This is a genomic window from Acinetobacter sp. 70_2 (assembly GCF_056736115.1).
Map to the genome: position 1 here is coordinate 1,577,547 of NZ_JBWZIP010000015.1, position 16,164 is coordinate 1,593,710.

Consider the following 16,164-nt stretch of genomic DNA (forward strand, 5'->3'; position numbering starts at 1 on the left):
AAGAAGCATTTTTTCCGTGTGTAATTTAGGCTACACGTGCATCGATTAGTTCACAGTCTGTGACTGCCTGTAATTCTTCGAAACTTAAGCCTTCGACTATTTCCGTGACATAAGCTTTTTGGTCTTTGAGTTCAATAATGCATAAATCGGTATAAATACGATTAACACACTGCTCACCCGTCATTGGATAGCTCAGTTCTTCTACAATTTTGGACTCACCTTTTTTAGTGACATGTTCCATATAGACATAAATCGTTTTCGCGCCGACTGCCAAATCCATAGCACCGCCGACCGCGGGTACATCATCTGCTTTACCTGTATGCCAATTTGCCAAGTCCCCATTTACCGCAACTTGGAATGCGCCAATTACACAAATGTCCAGATGACCGCCACGCATAATGTCAAACGAGTCACCATGATGCATAAAACAACCACCATCTAATAAAGTGACAAGTTCTTTTCCAGCATTAACCAAATCTTGATCTTCTTCACCCGGTTGTGGCGGCGGCCCAAAAGCCAAAACCCCATTTTCCGAATGTAAAAAGATTTCTTTGTCTTTTGGCAAAAATTTAGCAACGTTGGTCGGTAAGCCAATACCTAAATTGACATAAGAACCTTCAGGAATATCATTGGCAATGAGTTTGGCAATATCTTCACGAGAACGCTTTTGAACTGACATTAGATATCTCCTACTTTTACAACGTGCTGAACAAAAATTCCCGGTGTAATAATGCACTCTGGGTCAAGCGTTCCTAGCTCTACGGTATCATTCACTTGAACAATCGTGGTCTTGGCGGCTTTTGCCATAATTGGGCCGAAATTGCGGGCCGCTTTGCGGTAAGTTAAATTGCCCCAGCGATCAGCTTTATCGGCATAAATCAGTGCAAAGTCAGCTTCAAGTGGATATTCAAGCACATAGTTCTTACCGTTGATGGTTCGGGTCTCTTTACCCTCGGCAACTTTGGTGCCATAACCAGTCGGCGTAAAAATAGCGCCTAAGCCTGCGCCAGCTGCCTGAATACGACATGCCAAATTACCTTGCGGAACCAGTTCCAACTCAATTTTTCCTGCTCTATATAAGTCTTGAAAAACGGTTGATCCCGCAGATTTTGGAAATGAACAAATCATTTTTTTAACGCAACCGGCAATAATCAGATTTGTTAAACCACGATCACCCGAAGCCGCATTGTTATTTACAATCGTCAGTTCTTTTTTCCCTAAATCGATTAAGGCTTCAATTAATTCAGCAGGTTGCCCTGTCACACCGAACCCGCCTGTCATGATGGTTGCACCATCAGGAATAGCTTTTAAAATCGGTTCAATGTCACTGGTGATTTTATTTATCATCTCACTTGTCCCTTTTCATCCTTAATTTAAGGTGACAGATTGATCTGTCACTCTGCCTTTTGCGGGTTAAATAGTCGGTCTTTAATAAATAACAATGGGATTACACCGCAGATAAAATAAGCCGCAGCCATCACCAAGAGCCCTAAGCCAATAGAACCGTTTTGCGATAGAAAACCAATTGTTAATGGAGAGAAAATAGAAAGTACTTTGCCAATATTATAAGCACCACCCACTGCCGAGCCTCGAATAGAAGTCGGGAAACTTTCTGTCATATAGGTGGCATTAATTGCGTATGGAATACCGTAAAGGAAACCGAAGAACAGCATCATCCATAAAATGTTGGTTGGTGTATTTAAATAAACAATGACCGGAATAAATAAGGCTGTGCCAATGGTTCCGAAAGCGAATACAGCGCGGCGCCCTAATTTGTCGGCAACGATCCCTGCAATCACTTTGGCAAACATCATAATCAGGAAAGTACCGACCATATACATGGCCATTTCTTTAAACTTGATGCCTAGATCAGACTCTAAATAAGCCGGTAACCAGTTACTTACGCCGTAATAACCAAACTGCAATGCACCCGTACTAATAATCCAAAGCACAAACATGGTGCCATGTTTTTTATCTCTTAAAATCTCAAGATATGGATTTTGGCGTTTTTTAGGTTGGTTGCTTTGAGCGACTTCTAGCGCTTTTAATTGACGCGCTTTTTTCCAAGACTCAGGTTCAGGTACGCAAAAGTGCATCAAAACTGACAACACCACAGGCGCAATTGCAATCCAGTAAAGGAAACGCCAGCCATGTTCAGGAATAATATGTCCAGCTAATAAAGTCGCGAGTAAAGAACCTAAGGTGTACCCCGTCATGAGAGTAGCTAAAACAGTCGAGCGATGTTTGGTTGGCACCATCTCAGACATTAAGATATTACAAGCAATATAAAGTGCGCCTAAGCCCATCGCTCCAAATGTTCTTAAAACTGCAAATTGCATATAAGAATCAGTAAAACCCAGCGCACTGGTTAAAACTGAAGAATAAGCAATAAAGAACACAATAATGCGAACCCGCCCAAAACGGTCACATGCCCAGCCACCAATCAAACCACCCACAGCGGAACCAAAAAGTGTCAAACTGCCTAGCGTTCCAGCTTGTACACCCGTTAAATGAAATTCTGTTTTAAGACTGGTTAGGCTCAATGCCAAAAAACCCAAGTCTGCCCCATCACACAACAATGTTAAAAAAGCGAATATAAATGCGGTAATCCAAATCTTTTTTGGTGTCTGGATAGCTTCACTGCTAGCCGTATTTTGTGCAACTGTTTCTGTTGTCATGTCCATATCCTCAGAAGGAACATGAGGCATCCAATGCCTCATGGCATTTGTTTTTTATTAGGTAGTAGCTTCCCTAATCATGTTTTTGGCAATAATAATTTGTTGAACTTGCGTGGTTCCTTCATATAAACGGAACAAACGCACATCACGATAAAAACGCTCAATGGCATATTCACTGATATAGCCTGCACCACCATGAATCTGTACACAGCGGTCAGCAACGCGTCCGCACATTTCGGTTGCAAACATTTTTGCGCATGATGCTTCTGTGCTAATGTTTTCGCCATTGTCACGGCGGCGAGCTGCATCTAGCACCATACATTTAGCGGCATAAATCTCGGCTTTTGAGTCGGCAAGCATGGCTTGAATAAGCTGGAAGTTTGCAATAGGTTGACCAAACTGCTTACGCTCAATCGCATAGTGCAATGCGTCGTTTAACATACGTTCGGCAACACCCACGCTATAGGCACCAATGTGCAAACGCCCTTTATCCAGCACTTTCATGGCCGTTTTAAAACCAACACCTTCTACGCCACCAATCAATGCAGAAGCAGGCACACGGCAATTTTCAAAAATCACATCACAAGTGTGCGAGCCTTTTTGCCCCATTTTTTGGTCAATTTTGCCCAACGTAATGCCAGGTGTATTCGCTTCGACTAAAAAAGCTGAAATGCCACCCGACCCTTTAATTTCAGGATTCGTTCGAGCCATTACGGTAAAAGTTGCCGCATGGGGTGCATTGGTAATAAAACGTTTGGTGCCGTTTAACACATAAAAGTCACCATCTTTTACTGCACTGGTTTTTAAAGAGGCAGCATCAGAACCAGATTCAGGCTCGGTTAAACAAAATGAACCAATAATTTCGCCACTTGCGTAACGTGGTAAATATTTCTGCTTTTGCTCTTCTGTACCATCAATCAAAATTGCACTTGAGCCAATCCCGTTATTGGTGCCAATTAAAGAACGAAAAGCCGGTGAAGTTTGTCCAAGTTCAAATGCAACTCTGACTTCCTCTTCCATAGTGATGCCTAAGCCACCATATTCTTCGGGAATTGTAAGACCGAACAAACCAAGCTCACGCATTTGCTGCACAATGTCATCCGGAATTTTGTCTTTCTCTACCACTTCGTTTTCACGAGGGATCAATTCATTTTTTACAAAATCTCGAATTGTTGAAAGTAACTGCTCCAACATCCCTTCATCACGGATCATCTGTGATCTCCCTTTTTATGTATTTCCATCGTACCCACCAGCCATCTCCAGCTAATCTGGATACCATGTTTTAAATCTTGTTTACTGCGGATGTGTTTCATAGTACGAGAACAAAAATACAAATTTCAAGCTTTTTTGAAAATTAATTTCGTTAAACGAAATTTAAAATTAGACCAATACGTAATATCAATAACTTATCTATTTTAAAAGATAACAACAACGCTCTTAAAAGAAATAAGACTTGAAATAAATTCCAAAATAAGCATCATAAAAGGAATATAGTTTTGATATGCGAAACAAGGAATTCAAAAATGAGTGCGTCAACAGGGAATAATTTCGTAGAAGTCGACTTTTCTATTCAAAAAATAGCGGTTGTTAAAATTAACCGCTCAGAAGCAAAAAATGCTTTAAACGGTGAAGTTCGCAAACAACTAGCACAAGCTTTTACCGAGTTAAGTTTTAACGATGAGATCAATGCAGTTGTGCTCACAGGCGGTGAAGAAGTCTTTGCCGCAGGTGCAGATCTAAAAGAAATGGCAACCGCAACTTCAACAGATATGCTATTGCGTCATACCGAACGTTATTGGAATGCGATTGCTCAGTGCCCTAAACCTGTGATTGCTGCTGTAAATGGTTATGCATTAGGTGGTGGCTGTGAACTTGCAATGCACGCTGACATTATTATTGCAGGTAAAGGCGCAACCTTTGGCCAGCCGGAAATTAAAGTTGGTTTAATGCCGGGTGCTGGCGGTACACAACGTTTATTCCGTGCGGTTGGTAAATTTCATGCCATGCGCATGATTATGACGGGTGCCATGGTGAAAGCCGAAGAAGCTTATATCATTGGTCTTGTTTCACAAGTCACAGAAGACGACCAGACGATTCCAACTGCGATTCAAATGGCGCAAAGTCTAGCAAAAATGCCACCTATTGCCCTGCAACAAATTAAAGAAGTTGCCCTAATGAGCGAAGATGTTCCATTAACTGCAGGCTTAACCCTAGAACGAAAAGCATTCCAGTTACTGTTTTCGACCGAAGATAAAAATGAAGGCGTTCAAGCTTTTATCGAAAAACGTAAACCATCTTATCAAGGTAAATAATTTAAAAAGATAATAACAAAGGAATGAAAATGGCCAGAAAAGTATTAATTAGTGCAGGTGGTTCAGGAATTGGACGATGCATTGCCGAGGTATTTTTAAACAATCAGGATGAAGTTTTTGTTTGCGATATTAATGCTAAAAGCCTAGAACAATTTCAACAAGATTATCCAAAGCTACATATATATACCTGTGATTTGGCTGATCATGAGCAAATTAAACTCATGTTTAGTCATGCAGTTCAGAAACTTGGCAGTATTGATATTTTAGTCAATAACACAGGCATTTCAGGTCCGACCGTTGCCGCAGATGAGTTAAGTTTTGAAGATTGGAACACGGTGATTAATTTAAACCTGAATAGCACTTTTTTAATTACCCAGTTAGCCATTCCCTATTTAAAGCAAGCACAGTCAGGCGTAATCATTAATATGTCGTCTATTGCCGGACGCTTAGGCTATCCATATCGATTGGCCTATTCCACCTCAAAATGGGGACTGATCGGTTTTACCAAAACGCTTTCTATGGAACTTGGTGCAGACAATATTCGAGTTAACGCTATTCTTCCTGGTGCAGTCGATGGTGATCGGGTTCAACGCGTATTACAGGCCCGTGCCGATGTAGCGCATACCTCACTTGAAGAAGTGACTCAAAATGCACTGAAAAATCAGTCGCTCAAATATTTTGTCAATCCAAAGCATATTGCAGATTTATGCCTGTTTTTAGCATCAGACAGTGGTCGCTCAATTTCAGGTCAAATCTTACCGATTGATGGTGATAAACAATGCTTAAGCTAAATCACCAAACCCTATTTTTCCGTTTAATTTCAAATATAGATTAATCATCAGGATGATCGACATGACTTATGATATTAAAAGCATGGCTGTGATTGGTGTCGGTATTATGGGCAGCGGTATTGCTCAAATTGCTGCGCAGTCAGGTCATACCACTTATTTATATGATGCCAAAGCGGGTGCAGCAGAACAGGCCAAAGAAAAACTAGCTGCCACATTTCAAAAGTTAGTCGACAAAAATAAGATTACGTCGGAGCAAGCAGCTCTGGCAAATAGCCATTTAATTGTTGCTCATCAAATTGAAGATTTAAAAAATTGTGATCTCATTGTAGAAGCAATTGTTGAACGTCTCGATATCAAACAAAGCTTGATGCAGCAGCTTGAAGACGTCGTTTCAGAAAATGCCATTTTAGCCTCGAACACCTCTTCTCTTTCTATTACAGCCATTGCGGCAAATTGCAAAAAGCCTGAGCGTGTTGTGGGTTATCACTTTTTTAACCCAGTTCCACTCATGAAAGTAGTCGAAGTCATTCGTGGTTTAAAAACTGACCCACTTATTATTGATGCCTTAAATGATCTGTCTAGCGCATTTGGTCATCGCCCTGTTGTAGCGAAGGACACCCCTGGATTTATTATTAATCACGCGGGTCGGGCTTATGGCACTGAAGCACTCAAAATTTTAAATGAAAACGTTTGTGACATTAGTGAAATTGATCGAATTTTACGTGACGGCGTTGGTTTTAGAATGGGTCCTTTTGAATTACTCGATTTAACTGGTCTTGATGTTTCTCATCCAGTGATGGAGTCGATTTATCACCAGTACTATGAAGAAGCTCGCTACAAACCGAACCCGCTGACCAAGCAAATGCTAGATGCCAAGCAACTTGGACGTAAGGTTAATCAAGGTTTTTATAACTATGAAACTGGTTCAAAAACAGGTGAACAACCTGCTCAGTTTGTAGAGCGTTTAGCACAATATCCAAAAGTTTGGATTGCGGCAGATTTCTTAGATGATAAAAAACTGCTTGAAGATTATTTAACTCAGCAAAATATTGCTTTAGACACCAATCCGGAACCACAAACAGATAGCTTATGTTTACTCGCTTGTTATGGTGAAGATACAACTCAAGCGGCTACTCGCCTTGGGGTTAATCCAGAACAAGCTGTTGCGATAGACATGCTTTATGGTATTGCAAAGCATCGAACCTTAATGCCATCACTCATTACTAAATCTGAATACCGACAAGCCGCTCACTCTATTTTCAATCTAGATGGAAATGTGGTCAGCATGATTGCTGAAAGTATTGGCTTTGTTGCGCAGCGCGTTTTAGCAATGGTCATTAATTTAGGCTGTGATATTGCCCAGCAAAATGTTGCCACGGTAGATGATATTAATGCGGCGGTACGTCTTGGCTTAGGCTATCCATTTGGCCCAATTGAATGGGGTGATCAAGTCGGCAGCCAAAAAATCTTACTCATTCTGAACCGTATAACAGCACTTACGCATGACCCACGTTACCGCCCTAGCCCGTGGTTACAGCGTCGTGTCGCACTTCATTTACCTCTTACTTTTACTCACGAGTCTTGAAAAGGAATTTCTCAATGTTAAATGCATATATCTATGATGGTTTGCGTAGCCCATTTGGCCGCCATGCAGGTGAACTTGCCTCAATTCGCCCTGATGATTTAGCCGCAACTGTCATTCAAAAACTATTAGAAAAAACTGGTGTTCCGGGTGCTGATATTGAAGATGTGATTTTAGGCGACACCAACCAAGCGGGTGAAGATAGCCGTAATGTGGCACGTAATGCACTATTACTTGCGGGTTTACCAGTCACTGTACCGGGCCAAACAGTAAACCGCCTATGTGCTAGTGGTCTAGGTGCTGTCATTGACTCAGCACGTGCTATTACTTGTGGTGAAGGCGAACTGTATATTGCAGGAGGTGTAGAAAGTATGTCACGCGCACCCTTTGTGATGGGTAAAGCAGAAAGTGCTTATAGCCGTGATGCAAAAATTTATGACACCACAATTGGCTCTCGTTTTCCAAATAAAAAAATTATTGCTCAGTACGGCGGACATTCAATGCCTGAAACAGGCGATAACGTTGCAGTCGAGTTTGGGATTAGCCGTGAACAAGCAGACTTATTTGCAGCCCAATCACAAGCCAAATATCAAAAAGCTAAAGAAGAAGGTTTCTTTGCCGATGAAATTACACCAATTGAGGTTTTCCAAGGCAAAAAATTACCGCCTAAACTCGTTTCAGAAGATGAACACCCTCGCCCAAGCTCAACTGTTGAAGCACTCACAAAGTTAAAACCTCTATTTGAAGGCGGCGTGGTTACAGCTGGTAATGCCTCAGGTATTAATGATGGTGCAGCAGCACTTTTGATTGGTTCAGAAGCAGCAGGTCAAAAATATGGCTTAAAACCAATGGCAAAAATCTTATCCGCTGCAGCAGCTGGTATCGAGCCACGCATTATGGGTGCAGGTCCGATCGAAGCCATTAAAAAAGCGGTTGCACGTGCTGGCCTTACTTTAGATGATATGGATATTATTGAAATTAATGAAGCCTTTGCTTCACAGGTTTTATCTTGTTTAAAAGGCTTAAATGTTGATTTTAATGATCCACGTGTGAACCCGAACGGTGGCGCAATTGCAGTTGGTCATCCACTTGGTGCCTCTGGCGCCCGTCTTGCGTTAACAGTAGCGCGCGAGTTAATTCGCCGTAAGAAGAAATATGCCGTGGTGAGCCTATGTATTGGTGTAGGTCAAGGTCTTGCAATGGTGATTGAAAACGTTTCATAAGCATTGAACCAGATATCCATTCATCACAACAGCGCAGTGATGAATGGATTTATTTTGCAGAGCGAAATATAATGGCAAAACTATTGCTTTAATTATATTTGAGGATCGAATGTCTCAAAACACGGAAACTGAAAAACCAATAAATTTTGATGAGATACGTTTAGATCCTATTTCGCATATACATCGGGAAAACAACCCGCAATTTATTGCTTCTTTAGCACGCGGTTTAGAACTTTTAAGATGCTTTTCTGCAAATAATCAGGTACTTGGTAACCAAGAATTAGCAAAAATGACAGGTTTACCTAAACCGACCATTGCACGTATTACCAATACCCTTGTGTCATTAGGTTATTTAAAACAATTACCTAACTCGACCAAATATACATTAGATATTGGCGTTTTATCTTTAGGATATGCAGCATTATCTAACATCTCGATTCGTAATATTGCTCATCAATATATGGAAGAGATGAGCCAGTATGTTCAAGCGCCTGTAGCGATGGCAACGCGTGATCGCTTAAATATGGTGTATATCGATGTTGTGCAAATTGAAACTGCATTAAACATGCGCCGTCCAATTGGTTCAACTTTACCACTGCATAGCAGTTCAATGGGCCGAGCATGCTTAGCTGCGACCCCTGAACGTGAACGCAACTTTCTACTTGATGCACTAAAACAAAAGAACCCCGAAAACTGGCCAGCCATAAAACGCTCTTTAGAACGAGCTTTCCGTGATTATCAAGATTATGGATATTGTTTGTCGTTAGGTGAGTGGCATAAAGAAGTGAACTCGGTGGCTGTACCTTTGGTTAGTTCTAAACACGGTCTTTATGTTTTTAACTGTGGTGCGCCAAGTTTTCATTTAAATCCGGAAAAACTTGAAAGTGAAATTGGACCACGTTTAATCCACATGGTGCACAATATTCAAGATGCTTTGAATGAAACACATTAATGATGTATAAATTTATTTTATCGTCTTTATTGTATAAACTTCTATAGTTTACTTTCTATTAGCTATCTAAAGTTATAGTTATATGATGAAGCATAACCCAACTCAATTTATTAATTTTAGTTGGGTTTTTTATAAAACCAAATAAAACTACGCTCTTTCCAAAAGTAAAGCAGATTGAGTAATTATAAGAATTAATAAAATCTTATTTAAACAATTTACCCCCTATAGAAAAATTTTTTAAGTTTTTTCAAAAATACAACAGCACAAAATACTACTTAATTGTTTAATTTTATTAATAACCCCTATAAAGAAAATTAATATATTAGAGCTTTTATTATTAAAAACAATCTACCCACAAGGTATAATTAATAAAATTTAAAAAAATCACACAATGAAAAATATATTTAAATTCAACTTAATATTTAATATAAATTAAAAATTAATTTCAATATTTTAATTTTATATAAAATATAAATATTTTATATAAAAAACTTGAAAAATTAAAAAAAACACAGTATTTTCAGTAATCAAAAATTAACCTATATCATTACTAAAAAATTCATTCCCTAAGGAGGCAGAATAAATCCTTTTACATTACAAAGCGAAACTTTTAATAATCATTTCTTCATGTATTGGTTTAAAACATGGGGATTCTTAACAAATAAAGCTACTACATTGAGTATCTATAATGGTTAAACTTTATCAGGAAAAAATTAATAATACAGAACCTACATTTCTTCCTATTCCGAATACTATATTAAAAGATATACATCTTAAGGATCGTCAATGGTTCACTAAGTTAGTTCATCTTGAGGAAGTTTATCCATATCTAGAAATTATTTGGAAAAATCTAGATTTTTTATTTTCAAAAGAGATTAGAACTACGCATAACAATCTATTATGTGCTATTTCTGAAAATCAGTTTACTAATAATAAAGATTTACTAAGAAAACCAAGTGAATATATAAATTTATTAAAAAATAAAGCTTATTATCAATTTTTTTATACTCAATTTAGCCCTTTATTTAAGACAATTGGTAGTTGGCTTACAGGTATCTCCTCCATCAATTATGCATGGAAAGAAGAAGGTGGTGTATTGCTTAAAATTCATGCAGATATGGTTGGGAGTGGAAATATTTCTCATAGTTTGTCTCATCAATTTGAGTTAGATGCCAGTACGGTAGACTTAATTTTCCCTGATGTATTTAATAATACTTTTACACAAAATCTTAACATTCAGGAGTATGCATTTAATCTACCAGTATTCCTACTCAGTATTGCTCAATTTCCTGAAAAATTATATCCAGAGTCTTTAGGCGTTAATTTAGCAATGGCCCAATATTTAGATAAATTAAGCTTAATTAACCAATATGAAAAAAGTATTTTTAGCAATTTAAAACATAGAAATTTTACTAAAATTTCCATTTTAGCAATTAATCAATATATTAAATATAATAACACATTAGATAAGATTAATAATGGATACAATACAACCATTAATATTATTAGAAAATTTGAAGATTCTCTATTTTCAGATTTAGTAGATTCTAAAAAATTTAGCAATAATACAGCTATGTTATCTTTAATACAGAAGCTAGGAAAATATGGTCATGGATACCATAAGCGTGGCAAGATATCTGATAAACCAATTGACGATTGGCTTATTTCAGATAATTTTTCTCCAAACCATCTTCTTAATGCTTTAGCTTCTTCCAGATATATATCACCTGGACAACCTGATAAAAGTACTTTTATAAAACTTATCAAAAATCCTAAAGGTGCAATGTTTGGTGTATTTTCAGAACAAGATATTGAGATAGTAGAAACATGGATTAAAGATTTAGCTAGTCAAGATATTACACAAACTAATTTTCTTGTTAGTAATAGTAATAAAAAGATTAATTCAGTACCTATTAAAGATTTGGATGAAAAAATAATAGCTCAAGCTAATCTTAAAGCTTTAGATAAATACAGTAATTTTACTCTCCAAGAATTGTATCCACTATTTTTACATGCTGGATGTTATCCCGATATATTACCTACAGCAAAAAATTTTGCTCAAAATTGGCTTGCAGCACATAAACAAGCTTTAAAACAAGAAGGACTACCATTTTATCCATATAGTCATGAACGACTAGATAAATGGCTAGATGTTCAACATCTACATCAAGTGAATAGTTATATTCCCTTAGAAGGAATACCAAAAGAAAGCCGAGAGGATATTATTAATGATGCTATAGCCTTAGCACCATTAACCCTAATTGATGGGGCATGGCTGCGTAATGCCTCAACTCCTGCAAGGGTCAGTACATATATTGGAGGATTACAATATCGGACACTTCTTGATGAACTCGGAGGTGGAGATATAAATCTCCACCATGGAAATATCTATAAACAACTATTAGAAAGTATGGGAATAGATATTGGGAAATTTACTGATAAAAAATTTGCCACTTCTATCTTATTTGATGAAGACGATTTCAAAGTTCCAACTTTCTGGCTAGCCATATCTTTATTTCCACATTCCTTTTTACCTGAGACTCTTGGATTGAATCTGGCAATGGAGCTTTCTGGTGTAGGTGGAGAATATCGTCGATCTGGAGACATTTTAAGTTATTACGGTTTTAGCTCACTTTTCACCAGTCTTCACAATACTATCGATAATGTAGCCACAGGACATTCAGCTTGGGCTATAGATGCTATTAAGCATCACCTCGACAATATTTTTCAACAAGGTGGTGAACAAGCGAGAGAACAACACTGGGAACGTATATGGACAGGTTATCGTTCGCTTAATCATCCACCGAAAGAAAATTGGTTCCGAAGCGGTATGAACCATCTTCTACATCGTACTTTCAAAAAAGCATTTAATGGAAAAGCACTTAATGAAAAGGTTAAGTAATGAATTATAATTTTTTATCTTTTGTTCTCACAGCATTAGTAATTAATTTAGCGCCCGGCCCTGCTATGTTTTATGTAATGAATCAATCATTAAAATATGGAGTAAAAGCTGGGTTAAAAGCAGCGGCAGGAGTTGAATTTGGCGTATTCTTCTATGTTTTGTTATCAGCATTTGGATTAATGTTTATCTTTCAACAAATTCCGTTGCTATACAAAATTATTCAATTCATTGGCGCTTTATATCTACTGTACTTAGCTTATATATCTTGGCCCAAACGTAAATCAGTAGAAAGCTCCAATGTTCTTTCACAGAACTCTACGGAAGCAGACCGTTATTCATTTAGCAAAGGAATGTTGATTAATCTATCTAATCCTAAGATTGGTCTATTCTTTGTGAGCTTATTACCACAATTTATACCTGCAAGTTCTCAACCTGCTTGGCTATATTTTCTCTTATATGGACTAATTTTCAACTTCGGAGGTATCTGTGTAAATATGACCGTTGGTGTGATGGCTCGCAAATTAAAATCGATTATACAAAGAGCATCTTGGTTTGATTATATTCCGCCCCTTCTATTCTTATCTATTGGCATTTTAACTATCACACGGGAAGGATTATGAGTTACATTCTAGGCATTTCCGCTTTTTATCATGATAGCGCTATTACCTTACTTAAAAATGGCGAGATTATATGTGCATTACAAGAAGAACGTTTTTCTCGCATTAAGCAAGACAATCGCTTTCCCCGTCAAGCATTACTTGCTTGTTTTAAGCAAGCTGGAATTACTCTTAAAGATATTTCTTATATTGCCTATTATGAAGATCCAGAAATTAAATTTGAACGTATATACACGACTTATAAAAAGAACTTTCCAAAAGGTGCATTAAATTTTGCAAAACAATATAAGCGTTTTGTTGCTAGAAAAAATATTATTTCTCTTATAAAAAAAGAACTTACAGACATTTTTCAAGAACAAGTTTTACCTCCGTTCTATATATGTCAACACCATCAGAGTCATGCTGCATCGGCATTTTATCCCTCCCCTTATACTAATGCTGCTGTGCTGTGTGTCGATGGGGTTGGAGAATGGTCAACAACTACAGCTTGGCATGGTTGTGGTACAGAGTTACGCTCTTTATTTGATATTCGTTTCCCACATTCTTTAGGACTACTATATTCTGCGTTTACCTATTACTGCGGTTTCAAAGTAGATTCAGGTGAATATAAATTGATGGGACTCGCCCCTTATGGCACCCCACGCTATGTCGATATTATTTTAAAAAATCTAATAACAATCAATCAGGATGGCAGTTTTTACCTAAATCGTGAGTATTTTGACTATGAAGTCGGGAATCGGATGATCACCGATAAATTCGAAGTATTGTTTGGAGGAGCTGCCCGAGAGCCTGAAAGTATTATTACAAATAAGGAGATGGATCTCGCTGCGTCAATACAAGTTGTTACTGAAGAAATTATGTTGATGCTGGCAAAGAAAATTAAGTCTCTTACTCAAGCTGAAAATCTTTGTCTGGCTGGCGGTGTTGCGCTTAACTGTGTAGCGAATGGCAAGTTGCTACGTTCTGGTTTATTTAAGAATATTTTTGTTCAACCTGCATCTGGAGACTCGGGTGGATCACTTGGAGCAGCATATCTATGCTACTACAAGCAAATGCAAGGAACTAGGAAAGTTGATGAGTTCAGTGACCAAATGCAGGGCGCCTATCTTGGTAATGCATATAAAAATTCTGAGATTCAAGAAGCCCTAAATCAATGGGGCGCCAACTATCAATATTTTGAAGAGAATACATTACTACAAAAAACGGCAGAACTATTGGCAAATAATAAAGTAATTGGTTGGTTTCAAGGGAGAATGGAGTTTGGTCCTCGTGCATTAGGAGGACGTTCAATATTAGGAAATCCTCAATCTGAAACAATGCAAAGTGTTATGAACTTAAAAATTAAGAATCGTGAATCATTCCGTCCATTTGCTCCTGCTGTACTAGCAGAGGATGCAGCCCAATGGTTTGATCTCAATAGTTCTTCACCTTATATGTTAATAGTTGCTCCAATACATGCTAATAGGCGTAAGACAGTTAACAATGAACATAATTACTCAGGTATAGAAAAATTAAAACTCACCCGTTCTGAGATCCCTGCTGTAACTCATGTTGATTTTTCAGCAAGAATTCAAACAGTAGATGGAAAACATAATATGCGCTTTAAAAAATTGATAAGTAAGTTTTCTACGATTACAGGTTGCCCAATATTAATCAATACTTCTTTTAATGTCCGCGGGGAGCCTATTGTCGAAAGCCCAACGGATGCATATCGTTGCTTTATGAGAACAGAAATGGATGGCTTGGTTATTGGCGACTTTCTTTTAATAAAATCTGAACAACCTGAATGGCAAGAAAAAACCGATTGGAGAAAAGAATATGCGCTTGACTAATAAACCTATACTTGACCACAAGCAAGCCATTCAAGAAGTCTATCGTTGGACTCCACAAATTCGTGATTATGATAATTTTATGCACGTAGGAGCCAGATGGGTACCTTATACAATGTATTTCCATGAAAAAAATTTTCGTTCTGAGACAGTTAATACTGATTCATTAGGATTTCGCTATAGCCTTCTAAATGGAAAGCGTTTTTCTGTTGGTGAGCGTCCCTCAAATGGCCGAGTAAATTTATTAGTCGGTGGGTCTACCGCTTTAGGAGTTGGCGCTACTTGTGATGAAAATACCGTTGCCTCACGTTTAAGTGAAATTACTGGCGAACGATGGTTAACTTTTGCAGGACGCGGCTACAATGCAACCCAAGAACTACTCTTATACTTAATGAATCAAGAGCGAGTTGGAGAGATTGGTCATGTCGTAGTCTTCAGTGGTATGAATACACTAGCTCTAGAAGGTATCCCAGATGAATTTGCAAGTGAATACGGACGTTATTATTATTCTTTTGAATTCCAACATTATATGAACAAATTTAATGAGGATATGAAACGTAAAAAAGATTCTTTTGATACAGCAAATAGAGATTCATTTTTTCAACGTTTCAAAAAAGTATTTTCAAGAAATAATCCAGCGGATGAGATTATCACAGACGCAGGCATTTCATTAGATGAAAGATTAATCCGCGCGGCAGATGCAATAACAGTTGCCCTACAACAATGGAAACTATTATTAGCTGCTCATGGAGCATCTCTAACATTTATTCTCCAGCCCTTATCACATTGGTGTAGAGAGTTTCTTACCCAAGAAGAAGATGCTGTATTCCATGCTATAGAAAGTTGTCCAAATAATTTCTATCGATTATTCAGTGGAGTATTAGGGAAAGAAGTTCATATCCCATTCTTTAATCATATCCAAAATAGAGCTAATGGCATCCCTTGTTTTGACATGAATGAACTTTTAAAAGATTCTCCAGCATTTAAAGACACAATTTTTGTTGACCGAGTACATTTTAATGACCTCGGTAATGACCAATTAGCACAAATTATTTCAACAAAAATATATAAATGACTTACAAAGGAGTTAAAGATGAGAATCATCAAAAATATTTTGAGTCTATTTAAACGCAAGAAAAAGAAAAAAGGAGGTTCTATCTATCCATTACGTTAAAATAAATTCTATAAAATGAAAAAATTCTTTAATAGAATTCGTAAAATAATGCCCATTTAATTTATAAGATGGGCATTTTAACAATCATATGTAAAATAAATAAA

General features: G+C 37.6%; 13 protein-coding genes. 9 read left to right on the forward strand and 4 right to left on the reverse strand.

What is annotated here, in order from left to right:
* Nucleotides 1–25: 25 nt before the first annotated feature.
* From AC1PJ9_RS16525 to AC1PJ9_RS16540, 4 genes are read right to left on the reverse strand one after another with little or no spacing between them, the layout of a single operon-like run.
* Nucleotides 26–679 (reverse strand): 3-oxoacid CoA-transferase subunit B, encoded by a 654-nt coding sequence (locus AC1PJ9_RS16525; RefSeq protein ID WP_311087844.1) that lies wholly within the window; start codon nt 677–679, stop codon nt 26–28.
* Nucleotides 679–1,347: a 3-oxoacid CoA-transferase subunit A gene (locus AC1PJ9_RS16530; protein ID WP_000608703.1), complete on the reverse strand. Its 669-nt coding sequence runs from the start codon at nt 1,345–1,347 to the stop codon at nt 679–681. The genes AC1PJ9_RS16525 and AC1PJ9_RS16530 overlap by 1 nt, the downstream gene beginning before the upstream one ends.
* 47 nt (nt 1,348–1,394) lie before the next feature.
* Entirely contained in the window at nt 1,395–2,678 is a 1,284-nt protein-coding gene (locus AC1PJ9_RS16535) for an MFS transporter (RefSeq protein WP_238515792.1), read from the reverse strand.
* A 57-nt stretch (nt 2,679–2,735) separates the two neighbouring features.
* Entirely contained in the window at nt 2,736–3,890 is a 1,155-nt protein-coding gene (locus AC1PJ9_RS16540) for an acyl-CoA dehydrogenase family protein (RefSeq protein WP_005304187.1), read from the reverse strand.
* Nucleotides 3,891–4,201: 311 nt separating this feature from the next.
* On the opposite strand from AC1PJ9_RS16540, the gene AC1PJ9_RS16545 reads away from it, so the two are divergent.
* The 9 genes from AC1PJ9_RS16545 to AC1PJ9_RS16585 all read left to right on the forward strand — a co-directional run bounded on the left by AC1PJ9_RS16545 (nt 4,202) and on the right by AC1PJ9_RS16585 (nt 15,961).
* Nucleotides 4,202–4,990, forward strand: coding sequence for an enoyl-CoA hydratase (locus AC1PJ9_RS16545; protein WP_311087845.1), 789 nt, complete (start codon nt 4,202–4,204; stop codon nt 4,988–4,990).
* Between the two features lie 29 nt (nt 4,991–5,019).
* Complete coding sequence (locus tag AC1PJ9_RS16550) at nt 5,020–5,781, forward strand: SDR family oxidoreductase (RefSeq protein ID WP_311087846.1); 762 nt, start codon at nt 5,020–5,022, stop codon at nt 5,779–5,781.
* A 61-nt stretch (nt 5,782–5,842) separates the two neighbouring features.
* On the forward strand, nt 5,843–7,366 hold the full coding sequence (locus tag AC1PJ9_RS16555; protein ID WP_311087847.1) for a 3-hydroxyacyl-CoA dehydrogenase: 1,524 nt from the start codon (nt 5,843–5,845) through the stop codon (nt 7,364–7,366).
* 14 nt (nt 7,367–7,380) lie between these two features.
* The gene (locus AC1PJ9_RS16560; RefSeq protein WP_311087848.1) at nt 7,381–8,586 is read left to right on the forward strand and encodes a 3-oxoadipyl-CoA thiolase; all 1,206 of its coding nucleotides are present in this window, start codon (nt 7,381–7,383) and stop codon (nt 8,584–8,586) included.
* Between the two features lie 109 nt (nt 8,587–8,695).
* A complete protein-coding gene (locus tag AC1PJ9_RS16565) occupies nt 8,696–9,538 on the forward strand; it encodes an IclR family transcriptional regulator (RefSeq protein WP_057074762.1) in 843 nt (280 codons plus the stop codon).
* A gap of 688 nt (nt 9,539–10,226) precedes the next feature.
* On the forward strand, nt 10,227–12,440 hold the full coding sequence (locus tag AC1PJ9_RS16570; protein WP_311087849.1) for an iron-containing redox enzyme family protein: 2,214 nt from the start codon (nt 10,227–10,229) through the stop codon (nt 12,438–12,440).
* Nucleotides 12,440–13,060 carry a LysE family translocator gene (locus AC1PJ9_RS16575; protein WP_001108708.1) on the forward strand — a complete coding sequence of 207 codons (621 nt, stop codon included), beginning with the start codon at nt 12,440–12,442 and terminating at the stop codon, nt 13,058–13,060. Before AC1PJ9_RS16570 ends, AC1PJ9_RS16575 begins: the two co-directional genes overlap by 1 nt.
* Nucleotides 13,057–14,889, forward strand: coding sequence for a carbamoyltransferase family protein (locus AC1PJ9_RS16580; protein ID WP_000120407.1), 1,833 nt, complete (start codon nt 13,057–13,059; stop codon nt 14,887–14,889). Before AC1PJ9_RS16575 ends, AC1PJ9_RS16580 begins: the two co-directional genes overlap by 4 nt.
* Nucleotides 14,876–15,961 carry an SGNH/GDSL hydrolase family protein gene (locus AC1PJ9_RS16585; RefSeq protein WP_001241325.1) on the forward strand — a complete coding sequence of 362 codons (1,086 nt, stop codon included), beginning with the start codon at nt 14,876–14,878 and terminating at the stop codon, nt 15,959–15,961. Before AC1PJ9_RS16580 ends, AC1PJ9_RS16585 begins: the two co-directional genes overlap by 14 nt.
* Nucleotides 15,962–16,164: the final 203 nt, after the last annotated feature.

Bases quoted from the DNA above. Each gene is read 5' to 3' on its own strand.
- AC1PJ9_RS16525 (WP_311087844.1), bottom strand. From the start codon at position 679: ATGTCAGTTCAAAAGCGTTCTCGTGAAGATATTGCCAAACTCATTGCC.
- AC1PJ9_RS16530 (WP_000608703.1), bottom strand. From the start codon at position 1,347: ATGATAAATAAAATCACCAGTGACATTGAACCGATTTTAAAAGCTATT.
- AC1PJ9_RS16535 (WP_238515792.1), bottom strand. From the start codon at position 2,678: ATGACAACAGAAACAGTTGCACAAAATACGGCTAGCAGTGAAGCTATC.
- AC1PJ9_RS16540 (WP_005304187.1), bottom strand. From the start codon at position 3,890: ATGATCCGTGATGAAGGGATGTTGGAGCAGTTACTTTCAACAATTCGA.
- AC1PJ9_RS16545 (WP_311087845.1), top strand. From the start codon at position 4,202: ATGAGTGCGTCAACAGGGAATAATTTCGTAGAAGTCGACTTTTCTATT.
- AC1PJ9_RS16550 (WP_311087846.1), top strand. From the start codon at position 5,020: ATGGCCAGAAAAGTATTAATTAGTGCAGGTGGTTCAGGAATTGGACGA.
- AC1PJ9_RS16555 (WP_311087847.1), top strand. From the start codon at position 5,843: ATGACTTATGATATTAAAAGCATGGCTGTGATTGGTGTCGGTATTATG.
- AC1PJ9_RS16560 (WP_311087848.1), top strand. From the start codon at position 7,381: ATGTTAAATGCATATATCTATGATGGTTTGCGTAGCCCATTTGGCCGC.
- AC1PJ9_RS16565 (WP_057074762.1), top strand. From the start codon at position 8,696: ATGTCTCAAAACACGGAAACTGAAAAACCAATAAATTTTGATGAGATA.
- AC1PJ9_RS16570 (WP_311087849.1), top strand. From the start codon at position 10,227: ATGGTTAAACTTTATCAGGAAAAAATTAATAATACAGAACCTACATTT.
- AC1PJ9_RS16575 (WP_001108708.1), top strand. From the start codon at position 12,440: ATGAATTATAATTTTTTATCTTTTGTTCTCACAGCATTAGTAATTAAT.
- AC1PJ9_RS16580 (WP_000120407.1), top strand. From the start codon at position 13,057: ATGAGTTACATTCTAGGCATTTCCGCTTTTTATCATGATAGCGCTATT.
- AC1PJ9_RS16585 (WP_001241325.1), top strand. From the start codon at position 14,876: ATGCGCTTGACTAATAAACCTATACTTGACCACAAGCAAGCCATTCAA.